Genomic DNA, 12,941 nt, shown 5'->3' on the forward strand with positions numbered 1-12,941 from the left:
GTTCGCGTTCACTGTGTGGTTCTCGGGAGGCAGTCTCCTGGCTCCGTGGTTTGGGGTTGGTGGGCTGGTTGGTCTCGTGGTGTTACGGCGGTCATAGCGTCGGGGGAAAGCCCGGTTTTCATTCCGAACCCGGTAGCTAAGCTCGACTGCGCCGGTGGTACTGCACTCGGGGGGGGGTGGGGGAGGAGGTCGCCGCCGGGCATTCTTGTGGTGGGGGGGGTGTTCCTTGAGCCTCNGTCGGGGAAACGCCCGGTTTCCATTCCGAACCCGGTAGCTAAGCTCGACTGCGCCGATGGTACTGCACTCGGGAGGGTGTGGGAGAGTAGGTCGCCGCCGGACATTCTTGTGGTGGGGTGTGTGTTCCTTGAGCCTCGTGGTTGGCTCGGAGCACACACCCCACTTTTTTGTGCGCGTTTGGTGTTCGCAGGGCCCGTGTTCCCTTCAGGCAATACGTCTAGCGCTACCAGGGTGTTCGCTGGTGAGGCGGAGCGAGTGAGGGCAATCGGCGACAGCAGTCTCGCTCCGTGCATCGCCGAACGCCCGCGATGTTCTTGCGATGTTGTCATCGCCGGTACGCGGTGAAAGCGCTCACGATGGAGCGTTGATACGCAGAGGCCGGAGAGTTGCTCCACTATCGTGGGCATACATCCCCATAGAGAACGTTGGACGGACCCGTGTCGGATCACAACAGCCCACGCGACAAGCAGTCGTCGCCTGAAGATCACCCTGATGGTTCCGCGCACACCTACGATGGCGCACGAGACCGCACGAACCACGGAGCAAGTCGCCCCGCTGGTTCCGCGCGCGAGTCGGAGGGCCGCGCGAAGCGGAACGCCAGCGGCGCTCATGCTAGCGACGGGCGGGTCGGTTTCTCTGACCGTCCTCAACGGGGACATGGTGGGCTGAGCCGTCGGGGCGAAAGGCGTCCCGGGGGGAAGCCGTCGAGTCGTCGTTCTGTCCGTGACGATCGTGGCGATGTCGCGGGCGGCAGGCGAGGGTCACGTGAGGCTCCTGCACGACGATGGCGTGACGCTGGGGACAAGCGCGCCGGTGAGGGCCGCGGACATCAGCGTCGCGAGAATGGATCCAGCCGCGGTGGCGCGACCGACACAACGTGGTCTCCGAGTCGTCGGCCCCCAGGACGGGCTGAACGCGATGACCGCCGCCCACGGGGTTCCCGAGGGGGCGCAGGTACGCGGAACGGGCGAGAGCAGCAGTACTCACCACGCCCGGACTCGCGGTCAGAGGACCGTTCACGGTTGCACGGTGGAGACCAACGCGAAAGGTTCCGTGAACGTCGACGCGACGACAGCGCAGATACACCCGGTCGATCGCGTCGTCCTCGCGGCACAGGCCGGCCCGGGCAGGCAGTCCGTGCAGAACGCCCGCACGAGCCGCACCTGCCAGACTCCATCACCGGGCAGGAACTCGATCGCGACACCGCAGACGAGCTGCGTACGCTGTCGCGCGAAACGAGTACCCGCGTTGCACGTCACCTCGTGGCCTCGCTGCTGCTGAGTGACGAAGCCCCGGATCAAGCGCTCGAGCACGCCGCATACGCCGCCAGGATCGGCGGTCGCGTCGGTGCGGTCCGCGAGATCCACGGACTTGCGGCGTACCGCACTGGCGATTACCGCACCGCCGCGCGTGAACTGCGCACCGCGCAACGGATCACCGGCCGGCTCGACACTCTGCCGGTATTGGCAGACGCTGAACGTGGTTTAGGGCGCCCAGAACGGGCCCTCGATATTGCGGCCTCACCCGATGCCGACCAGCTGGACCCCGAGCTCACGATCGAACTGATGATCGTTGTTGCTGGTGCCTACGCGGACACAGGCGATGTGGAGACCGCCCTGCGCACTCTCGAAACCCCCGCACTGCGGCAACGCATCAATGGTCGCTGGCAGGTGCGGCTCTGGGTCGCCTACGCGGATCTGCTCGCCGCAGCCGGCCGAGATGAGGAGGCCGCGCGCTGGATCGCTCTCGCAGCCGACGTTGACACCGACCAGGTGACTGACGCTGCCGAACGATTGGGACGGCCCGCGCGTGATACGTCCTCCGTCTGGGACCAGCTCGAGGAAATCGAGGTGGTCGACGTGTACAGCGACGAGGACCCCGGGGAGCACGAGGACGAGAAGCCTCGTGCGGACGGGGATGTACCTGTGGACGAAAAGACTCGCGCGGACGCGGATGTCTCTGTGGCCGAGATGGCCCGTTCGGACGAGGACGTCTCTGTGGTGGATGCGCCCGCTGTCGCGGACGGGGCCGTCAGCGAGACCGAGCACCCTGAGACGGGCGGGGCTGTTGCCGCGGATGAGCAAGCGCGCACGAACGCTGACGGCGCCGCGAATGAGGAGACGACGGCATGATCAGGCGACCTGACCCATCACTCCTCCAGCTGCACGATTGCCTGCTGTTCGACCTCGACGGCACACTGATGAACGGTAGCGATCCCATCGCGCATGCCGCCGACGGCGTGCGCCGCGCTCGAGAGGCCGGCGTCACGCTCGTCTTCGCCACCAACAACGCCTCGCGCACGCCACAGCAGGCCGCCGACCACCTCGCCACCGTGGGCGTGACCGCTCATGCCGACGAGATGATCACCTCACCGCAGGTGGCATCGTCGCTCCTGGCAAGGACGCTTGAGCCCGGGCAGAAAGTCCTCGTGATCGGTGGTGACAGCCTGGCGGCAGAGGTCCGCGCCGCCGGCTTCGACCCCGTGCGGGAGGACAGCGCAGACGTCGCCGCTGTCGTCCAGGGCTGGGCCCCTGACGTCGGCTGGGCGCAGCTGGCTGAAGGAGCGTTCGCCATCGGTCACGGTGCTCTGTACGTTGCCACCAATACCGATGCGACACTGCCGACGGAGCGCGGCTTCGCCCCGGGAAACGGCTCGTTGGTCGCCGCGTTGCGGCATGCCACCGGTGTTGATCCGCTGGTCGCTGGCAAACCCGAGCCGGGCATGTTCGAGGTCGCTGTCGATCGCGTCGGTGCCCGTCGTCCGCTTGTTATCGGCGACCGACTTGACACCGATATCGCCGGCGCCAACCGAGCAGGCATGCCCTCGCTCCTTGTGCTGACGGGCGTGAGCACCATCGAGAATGCGCTGCGCGCCACACCCCTGGAACGTCCCACCGCGGTTCTCCCGGACCTGTCGGCCCTGCACCACGGCTTCCCCCTGCCGGTGGTCAGCGGCACCGGGGCGCGCTGCGGGCGATCGGGCGCCGAGATGCAGGGCGAGGACATCCGCCTGCACGGATCGCTCGATGACATGCTCACGGTGCGCGCCGTCCTCGCACTGCTCGCCGATCAGCGCCCGGACGAGGCGTTCACCGGGCGAGTGCTCGACGCCGACGGCTCCGAGGTGATTCCCGCGCCGTGAGCGAGCCCACCGTTCGCCTCGACGTCGCGCTGCAGCGGGACGGGCATGCCCGTTCCCGCACGCATGCGCGCCGGATCATCGAGGAAGGGCGTGCGCGGATCGACGGGAAGCTCGCTGAGAAGCCATCGGTGCAGGTCACTGCAGATGCACGACTCGAGGTCGAGCAGGTTCCCGACGGAGGAGAATACGCCTCACGCGCCGCCCACAAACTCCTGGGAGCGCTCGATGATCTGGGGATCGACCCGGCGGGAATGCGCTGTCTCGACGCCGGCGCCTCCCACGGTGGCTTCACCGACGTGCTCCTGCGCCGCGGCGCCGACCGCGTGGTCGCCGTCGATATCGGTCACGGCCAACTGCTGCCGCGACTTGCAGCGGACCCCCGCGTGATCGTGATCGATGGCACCAGCGTGCGCGATCTGACGCCAGAGCTCATCGGAGGGGCAGCCCAGTTAGTCGTCGCTGACCTCTCCTTCATCTCCCTGCGCACCGTCATCGAGCCCCTTGCTCGAGCCACCGTGATCGGTGGCGAGCTGCTGCTCATGGTCAAGCCGCAGTTCGAGGTCGGGCGGGCCGCGCTGCCGCGCAGTGGCGTGGTGTCCGATGCCGCGCAGCGCGCCAGCGCCGTCGCACGGGTGGCGGCCGCCGCCATCGAGGTGGGGCTCGTGCCCTGCGCCGTCGGCCCCAGCGCGCTGCACGGACAGGACGGCAACCGCGAGAGTTTCCTTCACCTGCGACGTGCCCGCGAAGATAGTCAGGTGCCAACAGACTGCTGTGACATGATCGAAGACGCTGTGCGCGCAGATCGGGTGATGCATATCCGCGCACCGGAGATCACCGGAACGGAAGGGAAACGATGAGGCGGTTCCTGCTGTTCGCGCACACGGGGAGACGCGCCGCACTGTCGGCCCTTCGCACTGTCCTGCAGGAGCTCACCGGGCGTGGGGTCACTCCGGTGCTGGTTGGCGAACAGATCGACGAGATTTGCGCGCAGCCGGCGGATCAGCTCCCCGAGGGGCTCACCGATCTGCTGCGCGATGAGCACGTTCACCGTGTGAACGCCGTGCACGCCGACGAAGGCACGGAACTTGCGATCGTGCTGGGCGGGGACGGCACGATCCTGCGTGCCCTCGAACTGGTGCGGGACGCGGATGTTCCCGTGCACGGCGTGAACCTTGGGCACGTCGGTTTCCTCGCCGAGAGCGAAGCGGAGGATCTTGCCACCACGGTTGCTCGCCTCTTGGACGGCGACTATGCCATCGAGCAGCGGTCCGCACTGGAAATCACCGTGCGTGACCGCACCGATGCCGTGCTCACCACCGGCTGGGCCCTGAACGAGGCTTCCCTGGAGAAATCCGATCGCCGCAAGATGGTCTACGCCGCCGTGGAGATCGACGGGCGGCCGGTGTCCTCCTTCGGCTGCGACGGGGTGCTGCTGTCGACCTCGACCGGGTCGACCGCTTACGCGTTCAGTGCCGGCGGCCCCGTGATCTGGCCCGAAGTCGACGCGATGATGCTGGTGCCTCTGGCAGCCCACGCCCTGTTCGCCCGCCCGCTCGTGCTCGGTCGCTCCTCGGAGATCGCTGTTGAGCTCACAGACGACGACCGCGACCAGCATGCCGTGCTCACGCTCGATGGCCGCCGCGGTATCGACCTCACAGCGGGCATGCGCGTGGAGGCGCGCCTGTCACAGCGCTCCGTTCGGCTTGTGCGACTGACCGCGACACCGTTCGCCGACCGGCTCGTCGAGAAGTTCGAGCTCCCGGTCGAAGGATGGCGCGGCCGGGGACAGCGGCAGCGCTGAGGCATCCATGCTGTCCACACTGCGCATTCGCCACATCGGCGTGATCGACGATGCGGTGCTCGAGTTCGGCCCGGGGTTCACCGCGCTCACCGGCGAGACCGGGGCAGGCAAAACCATGATCGTCACCGGCCTCACGATGCTGCTCGGCGCGCGGCTCGACCGAGGCCGCACGGGTGAAGCAGCCACAGTGGCGGGCACCCTGCGGCTCGACGGGCACGATGCGCTGCGTGCGGCGCTTGAGGAGCTCGGTGCCGACGAGGACGACGGCGACCTGCTCGTGGTGCGCCGCGTCACCCGCGACGGACGCTCCCGCGCCCACATCGGCGGTGTTCCCGTGCCGATCGGAACGCTCGCCGCTCATGTCGGCTCTGCCGTCACCGTCCACGGGCAAGCCGACCAGCTGCGGCTGCGCGAGAGCGATGCACAGCGCACTGCCCTCGATGCCTATGCCGCCGACGAGATCAGCCCAGCTCTGGCGCGCCACCGTGACGTGTTCGCCCGACGTGCAGCGCTCGCCGCCAGAGCACGTGAGCTCGAGGATCTGCTGGCACAGCGTGACCGACGTGGCGCACTGCTGCGAGACGCCCTGGAGCGGCTCGAGACGGTCGACCCGCAGCCCGGGGAAGACGACGCCGTACGCGAGGACATCGAGCAGCTCTCCCATGCCGCCGAGGTCCGTGAGGATCTGGCGCGCGCCGCCCTCGCGCTCGTCGGTGACGACGACACCCCGAGCGTCTCCAGTCTGCTGGCGCTTGCAGCGGACGCCGTGAGCAAGGCGCAGCGCGTCGACAGCGCCCTCCAGGAGGCCAGCGAACGCCTGACGACACTCGGTGACGAGATCTCCGACATCGCTGCGGCACTGTCCCGCCGCGCCGAAGACATCGACACCGGGCCCGGCGCACTCGATGAGGCGCACGCCCGACTGCACGAGCTCACGGCGCTGGTGCGCGACCTGGGGCCGACGCTGCCGGGCCCCGATGGCCCCGCGACGACCGTGACCGAGCTGCTCGAGACCTCCCGCAGCGCTGCACGCGACCTCGACCGCTTCGACGGCGCTGAGCAGGAGCACACTGCTGTGCTCGCCGAGCTGGAGACAGTCGAACAGGAGCTGGAGGACGCGGCCAGCGCCCTCACCGACACTCGCGTCGGCGCGGCCGATCGTCTTGCCGCTGCGGTGCGCGACGAGCTGGTGCAGCTGGAGATGCCCGGAGCGGACATCCGCGTCGAGATCAGTCCTGGCCCGCACCGAGAGCACGGCCGCGACAGCGTCGCGATCCTCCTCGCCCCGCACCCGGGCGCCCAGCACCGTCCGGTCGCCGACGCTGCCAGCGGCGGCGAGCTCTCCCGCGTCATGCTGGCCCTCGAGGTGGCGCTCGCCTCTTCGCGCAGGGACCGCACCGCCGCCCCCGTCTTCGTTTTCGACGAGATCGACGCGGGCATCGGCGGACGCGCTGCCCTCGCTGTTGGCCAGCGCCTGGCCGCGCTCGCCCGTCACGCTCAGGTCATCGTCGTGACTCATCTGCCGCAGGTCGCCGCGCACGCCGGCACGCACCTGCGGATCGTGAAGACCACCGACGGCACAGCGACCAGCTCCGACGTCGAACTGCTGGACAGCCAAGGACGCGTCCGCGAGCTCGCCCGGATGCTCGCTGGCGATGATGCCTCTGCGCGAGCTCTCGCTCACGCAGACGAACTGCTCAACCAGGCTCAGGCTCTGCCCGCCGGCGATGCCGAGGAGGACCGATGAGCGCCCCCGTCGTCACCGGCACCGCGCGTCTGGGCCGGCGCACCAAGGACCTCACCGCCCGCATCACGCCCGGAGACATCGCGGTGATTGACCATGAGGACATCGATCGTGTCGCCGCCGAAGCCCTCGCCGAGCGCCGTCCGATCGCGGTGCTGAACGCCGCTGCTTCCACGTCCGGCCGGTACCCCAACGCGGGGCCGCGCATTCTGGTGGAGAACGGGATCCTCCTGGTCGATGAGCTGGGCGAAGACCTCTTCTCCCGGCTGCGCGACGGTGCCAGCATCACGGTGCGCGATAACGCTGTGGAGATGGACGGCATCACCATTGCGTCGGGAACGCGCATGGACGAGGCGGCCGTGAAGGAAGCGGCCGACGCGGCACGCGAAGGGCTGTCGGAGCAGCTCGAACTGTTTGCGCAGAACACGCTCGAGTACATGCTGCGCGAACGCGACCTGCTGCTGGATGGCATCGGTGCACCGGATGTGCGCACCCGCATCGATGGACGCCCGGTGCTGATCGTCGTGCGCGGATACCACTACAAGGAGGACCTGCTCACCCTGCGGCCCTTCCTGCGCGAGAACCAGCCCGTGATCATCGGGGTCGACGGCGGCGCCGACGCCGTTCTCGACGCTGGGTTCCGGCCCGACATGATCATCGGGGATATGGATTCGGTCTCCGATCGTGCACTGCGCTGCGGCGCTGAACTCGTCGTTCATGCCTACCGTGACGGGCGTGCACCCGGCATGGACCGCCTGGACCACCTCGGACTGGCGGAACGCGCAGTCGCGTTCCCTGCCTCCGGCACCAGTGAGGACATCGCCATGCTCCTGGCCGATGAGAAGGGAGCCTCCGTGATCGTCGCCGTGGGCACGCACGGCACCCTCGAAGAATTCCTCGACAAGGGCCGAGCGGGCATGAGCTCGACGTTCCTCACCCGCCTGCGCATCGGTTCGAAGCTCGTGGACGCCAAAGGCGTCTCACGGCTGTACCGCCAGCGGATCTCCACCACACAGCTTGTGCTTCTCGCGGTCGCTGGACTCCTTGCGCTTGCCGCCGCACTGTGGTCGACACCGGGCGGACAGGTGCTGGTGGAGATCCTGGGCGCCCGACTCGACGGACTGCTGTCCTGGTTCATATCCCTGTTCGCACCCCGGCCGCTCGGGTGAAGGGAAGGAAGGCCTGACGTGATCGATTTCCGCTATCACCTCGTGTCGCTGATCTCCGTGTTCCTCGCTCTTGCCGTGGGGATCGTGCTGGGGGCAGGGCCGCTGCGCGAGAACCTGGGCGATCAGCTCACTGGACAGGTCGAGCAGTTGCGCACCGAGCAGGACGAACTGCGCACGCAGAACGAGCAGCTCGGCGAGCGCAATGAACAGCTGTCCTCCTTCATCTCCGAAGCTGGACCGCAGATGGTCGCCGGCGCTTTGCAGGGCAAGCGCATCGCCGTGATCACTGACTCCACGTCGACCCGTCCCGCTCTCGAAAAGGTCAGCTCCCTGCTTGATTCGGCTGGCGCCGAGATCAGCACGCGCATCACACTGCAGTCGACGCTGTGGGATCCCTCGCAGGAGACGCAGCGCCAGGAGACTGTCGATGCGATCCGTGAGACTGCACCGGAGGCACTGCAGGATCTGCCCACGACATCGGAGCAGCTGTCAGCCCTCATGATCGATCTGCTCTCTCCTCAGCGGGCGACGATCAGCAAGGGCGATCGCGGCGACCTGTGGAAGCAGCTCGTCGACGGGCAGATTGTGACGGTTGACGGTCAGGATGCACCTCTGCCGGATGCGATCCTGCTTGCCGCCGCAGACCCGGCACAGCTGGTGGTTGCCGGAGAGAACGAGGCGCAGGCGACGAACCGCTCGCAGCTGCTGCTCCAGATCCATTCCGCCCTGGCCTCACAGATGTCCGCTACCGAACTGCCCGTGGTGATCGCCGGCACCACACCCGGCAACGACAGCTCGACGAGCATTCTGCGGACCGTGCGTGGAGACTCGCGATTCAGCGCCGTGTCCACCACCGACCGGCTTCAGGAGAGCGACGGCGCGCTGCTGGCCGTGCTTGCACTGATCGAGCAGACTCGCGACGGCGAGGGCGACTACGGAACCGCCGCCGACGCAGACGCCCGCCTGCCGGAGCTGCCCGAAACGGCTGGTGTGCCGACGAGCGGGAACAGTGAGTCCGCGGAGGCATCCGACGGGGGAGGCGAGCAGTGAACCCCATCGTTTCTGCGTCGTGCGGTGCCCTCGCGACGCTGCGCGATGCCATCGCCGCGCAGTTGCGACGCACGAACTACGCCGGACGCACCGTCACCCTCGCCGAAGGCATCGCCGTCCACGCCGGACTGATCGTGCTCACCGCCCGCCGCGATCGGCCCGTCGCCAGCATTGCCCTCGCCGGCATCGGCCTGTTAGGACTTGCTGATGACCTGCTCGAACCTCGGCGACGCGCCCGTGGCGAGCCGCAGGCCAAGGGCCTTCGTGGCCATCTGGGAGCTCTCGCGCACGGCCGACTCACCACCGGGGCAGCCAAAGCGCTGGGGATCCCTGCACTCGCAGGGCTCGCGGCGATCGAGCGCCTGGGTCCCCGTCGGCCGATGCGCCTCCTGGCTGATACCGCGCTCGTCGCTGGCGCCGCGAACCTGGTGAACCTTCTCGATCTTCGTCCCGGGCGCGCCCTGAAGGCCGTGATCGTTCCCGCCGCATTGCTGCGCAGCGGTGCCGTGCTGCTCCCCGCCGCGCTGGCACTGCCTGTCGATCTCGCTGAACGCGGCATGCTCGGCGACACCGGTGCCAATGCTCTCGGTGCCGCACTCGGAACTGTCGTCTGTGAGCGGATGGGGCCGCTGCCGCGCACGGTGCTGCTCACCGGCGTCGTGCTTCTGACACTCGCTAGCGAGCGCATCAGCTTCACCGCCGTCATCGAGTCGACGCCGACGCTGCGGGCGATCGACCAGCTGGGGCGCCGAAGCGGCGGCGACGGGGAGCGAGTATGAATCGGGACAGCGCACAGAGCACGTCAGCGGCGAGCACACAGCGAACAGGCGCTTCCGACAGGACCCGTTCCGTGCTGCGCGGCGCCAGCATCGTGCTGGTCATCACGATCGCCGCACGCATCGCGGGTTTCGTCCGCTACCTGGTGTTCGGCGCCAGCGTTGGCGCGGGCGATGTGGGCACCGCCTATGCGAGTGCGAACCTCCTGCCCACGGTGCTGTTCGAGGTGGTCGCCGGCGGCGCTCTCGCAGCTGTTGTCGTACCACTGGTGGCGGGACTGGTGCCGGAGGGCGAGAACGGCACGCAGCCGTCGGCAACACCCGGTGCCGACGAACCTCTGGTACAGCTCCCCGAGGACAGTGGCCTCGAGCTGGCAGCGCAGCCCGACGTGCGGGAGTCAGGAACCGCTGACGCTGTCATGTCCGCGCTTGTGTGCTGGGTGCTGCTGGCCACGGTGCCGCTGGCCATCGCGATCGCCGTCTTCGCGCACCCTCTCGCGCAGCTGCTGCTCGGAACCGATTCAGCCGGGCTTGCCGTGGTCACGCTCGGCACCGACCTGTTGCGGATCTTCGCGGTGCAGCTGCCGCTGTACGGGCTCGCGATCCTCTTCGGCGCCTACCTTCAGGCGAGGCGCCGTTTCGCCTGGCCGGCGCTGATGCCGCTGGTGTCCTCACTCGTGGTGATGGCCGCGTACCGCGTGTACGCCGCCCAGGTGCCGGTCGTAGCTACGGCCGCGACGATCCCGCGGTCGGCCGTGCTCTGGCTGGGTTGGGGAACCACCGCCGGCGTCGCGGCGATGGCGGTGCCTGTTCTCATCTCGTCACTGCGCCTGGGTCTGCGGCTTCGCCCTGCACTGCGGATGCCCGACGGTTACGGCGTGCGGGCGCGTTCGCTCGCCGGCGCTGGTCTGGGAGCAGTTGTTGCGCAGCAGGGCGTGATGGCGCTCATTCTGCTGTTGTCCATGCGCGCCGGCGGCACCGGCACGCTGCCAGTCTTCCAGTACGCGCAGGCGCTGTATCTGCTGCCCTATGCGGTGCTCGTCGTTCCACTTCTCACCAGCGTGTTCCCGCATCTGTCAGAGCTGCGCCTGGTAGGCGACTCGGTCGCGTTCGCCCGGATGGCGGCGGCGAGCCTGCGCATGGTGATCGTCGTAGCAGTGATCGGATCATCTGCGCTCTTCGCCGCTGGCCCAGCGCTGGAGCAGTTCTTCCGGGGCGTCGACCGAGCCGGAGCAACCGGTGTCGGCTCAGCCACCGCCGCGCTTGCACTGGGTTTGGCCGGGTACGCCGTGATGATGCAGGCCAGCCGGATCCTGTCGGCCGCATTGCAGGCGAAGGATGCGCTCGTGGTGGGTTCTGTCGGATGGCTCATCGCCGCGGTCCTCGTGCTCGTGATGGGGCTGCCGGCACCGGATCGCACCGCAGCTGAAGCAGCCACGGCCTTCGGTCTGGCGATCGCATGCGGGATGGGCCTGGGGGCGCTGGTGGGGCTGGGCCGGGTGAGCACCCTGCTGGCCGCCTCGGATGAGCCTCGTGCGATCCGGCGCACCGCCCTGTTCGGTCCACTGGGACTGTTCGGTGGTGGTATCCCAGGTCTGCTGCTCGTGCGGTGGTGGACGACGACCGGCACATCGGAAGCGGGCGCCGTGCTCGCCGGGGTTGCTGGCGGTGTCTGCGCCGGTCTGATCGCGCTGCTCATCATGGCGCTCGCGGACCCGTCCCAGGTGCGGCATCTGGTGCAGCGGCTGCGTCGGCGCTCGTCAACGCCGAAGCCGTCGTCTCAGACGTCAGCGTCCGAGACCTCGCCGTCCTCATCATCCTCGTCGCCCTCGTCGTCATCGCCAGCGGCGTCGACGTCGACGGAGCAGACGCCGTGAGCGTCCTGCTGGTCCGGCCCACTGCTGACGGCGGTCTTGCCGCCCATGTCGATCATGAGGCACGACTTCTCGCCGCGGCCGGCGTCGCGGTGCATGAAGCCCCTGTCAGGATCGGGTCCATGCCGCATCCGCTGCGGGATCCGCGCGCTATCGCCGCCCTGCGCCGCGAGGCGGACCGTACCCGCCCCACGGCAGTGCACGCGCATGGTCTACGTGCCGGAGCGCTCACCGCGCTCGCCCTGCCACGGTCTGGGCCCCGCGTCGTGGTCACCCTGCACAACCTCCCCGTCGGCGGCAGGGCGGTGACGGCCATGGGGCGGCTGCTGCTGCGTGTCCTTGCAGCGCGCGCTGATGTCGTGCTCGCAGTCTCCCCGGATCTCGTCGGCCGTGCTCGCGCGGCAGGAGCCCGCCAGGTGCGCCACGCGGTGATCCCCGCACCGGACTCGCCGGCCATGGAGCATGCTGACGCTTCCCAGGCCCCGCGGTCGCGGCCCCTGCAGGCGGGGGAGAGACTCGAGATCCTCGTGATCGCCCGCCTGGCGCCGCAGAAAGGCTTGGACACGCTGCTGGACGCGGTAGCGATCCTGACGGGACGCGGCCTCCCGGTACGGGTGAGGATCGCGGGGGAGGGCCCGCTGCGATCGCATCTTGAACTGCGCATCGCCGACGAAGCCGCCCCGGTGGAGCTTTTAGGGCGACGCACCGATGTGCCGGCGCTGCTGGCCGATTCCCACCTCGTGGTCTCCGCGGCGGTCTGGGAAGGCCAGCCTGTCGCCCTGCAGGAGGCGCTGGGTGCCGCGATGCCGATCATCGCCACCGACGCAGGTGGCACCCGATGGGTGACCGGTGACGCGGCCGTGCTCGTGCCGGTGGGGGAGAGCACCCAGCTCGCCGACGCGATCGAGCAGATGGACGATCCGGCAACGCTGGCTGCGGCCTCCGCAGCCTCCGCCCGTCGAGCCCGGGAGCTGCCCGGTGACCACGACATGACCGCTCAACTGCTGGACGTGCTCGGCGTGGATGCTCGCTGATGCTAGGTTGGCAGTCCGTGGCAGATACCAGGATCACCAGCCGTACTGACAACCGCGAGACGCAGGGAGCGCAGCCCCGAGCCACGGCGGCGACGCCGGGAACCAGCACAGGCC

The 12,941-nt window shown here is 68.7% G+C and carries 10 protein-coding genes and 2 rRNA genes; all 12 read left to right on the forward strand.

Annotated features, from left to right (window positions below; all coding sequences use genetic code 11):
• Positions 1-83: 83 nt before the first annotated feature.
• The 12 genes from rrf (C8271_RS06465) (at position 84) to C8271_RS06520 (ending at position 12,827) form a co-directional block, all read left to right on the forward strand.
• Positions 84-201, forward strand: a 5S ribosomal RNA gene (gene rrf, locus C8271_RS06465).
• Positions 202-223: 22 nt separating this feature from the next.
• Positions 224-339, forward strand: a 5S ribosomal RNA gene (rrf, locus tag C8271_RS06470).
• Positions 340-1,499: 1,160 nt separating this feature from the next.
• Positions 1,500-2,369, forward strand: coding sequence for a tetratricopeptide repeat protein (locus C8271_RS06475; RefSeq protein WP_138774536.1), 870 nt, complete (start codon positions 1,500-1,502; stop codon positions 2,367-2,369).
• Positions 2,366-3,379 carry an HAD-IIA family hydrolase gene (locus C8271_RS06480; RefSeq protein ID WP_106506615.1) on the forward strand — a complete coding sequence of 338 codons (1,014 nt, stop codon included), beginning with the start codon at positions 2,366-2,368 and terminating at the stop codon, positions 3,377-3,379. Before C8271_RS06475 ends, C8271_RS06480 begins: the two co-directional genes overlap by 4 nt.
• Positions 3,376-4,236, forward strand: coding sequence for a TlyA family RNA methyltransferase (locus C8271_RS06485; protein ID WP_106506616.1), 861 nt, complete (start codon positions 3,376-3,378; stop codon positions 4,234-4,236). Before C8271_RS06480 ends, C8271_RS06485 begins: the two co-directional genes overlap by 4 nt.
• The gene (locus tag C8271_RS06490; RefSeq protein WP_106506617.1) at positions 4,233-5,180 is read left to right on the forward strand and encodes an NAD kinase; all 948 of its coding nucleotides are present in this window, start codon (positions 4,233-4,235) and stop codon (positions 5,178-5,180) included. The genes C8271_RS06485 and C8271_RS06490 overlap by 4 nt, the downstream gene beginning before the upstream one ends.
• 7 nt (positions 5,181-5,187) lie before the next feature.
• Entirely contained in the window at positions 5,188-6,927 is a 1,740-nt protein-coding gene (gene recN, locus C8271_RS06495; RefSeq protein WP_106506618.1) for a DNA repair protein RecN, read from the forward strand.
• Entirely contained in the window at positions 6,924-8,093 is a 1,170-nt protein-coding gene (gene steA, locus C8271_RS06500; RefSeq protein WP_106506619.1) for a putative cytokinetic ring protein SteA, read from the forward strand. The genes recN and steA overlap by 4 nt, the downstream gene beginning before the upstream one ends.
• A gap of 18 nt (positions 8,094-8,111) precedes the next feature.
• A complete protein-coding gene (locus C8271_RS06505) occupies positions 8,112-9,143 on the forward strand; it encodes a copper transporter (protein ID WP_106506620.1) in 1,032 nt (343 codons plus the stop codon).
• A complete protein-coding gene (locus C8271_RS06510; protein WP_245920981.1) occupies positions 9,140-9,922 on the forward strand; it encodes a hypothetical protein in 783 nt (260 codons plus the stop codon). Before C8271_RS06505 ends, C8271_RS06510 begins: the two co-directional genes overlap by 4 nt.
• Before the next feature lie 71 nt (positions 9,923-9,993).
• Positions 9,994-11,796: a murein biosynthesis integral membrane protein MurJ gene (murJ, locus tag C8271_RS06515; RefSeq protein ID WP_245920983.1), complete on the forward strand. Its 1,803-nt coding sequence runs from the start codon at positions 9,994-9,996 to the stop codon at positions 11,794-11,796.
• The gene (locus C8271_RS06520) at positions 11,793-12,827 is read left to right on the forward strand and encodes a glycosyltransferase (RefSeq protein ID WP_106506622.1); all 1,035 of its coding nucleotides are present in this window, start codon (positions 11,793-11,795) and stop codon (positions 12,825-12,827) included. The genes murJ and C8271_RS06520 overlap by 4 nt, the downstream gene beginning before the upstream one ends.
• Positions 12,828-12,941 lie beyond the last annotated feature (114 nt).

Source organism: Brachybacterium timonense, assembly GCF_900258505.1.
Lineage (GTDB): Bacteria > Actinomycetota > Actinomycetes > Actinomycetales > Dermabacteraceae > Brachybacterium > Brachybacterium timonense.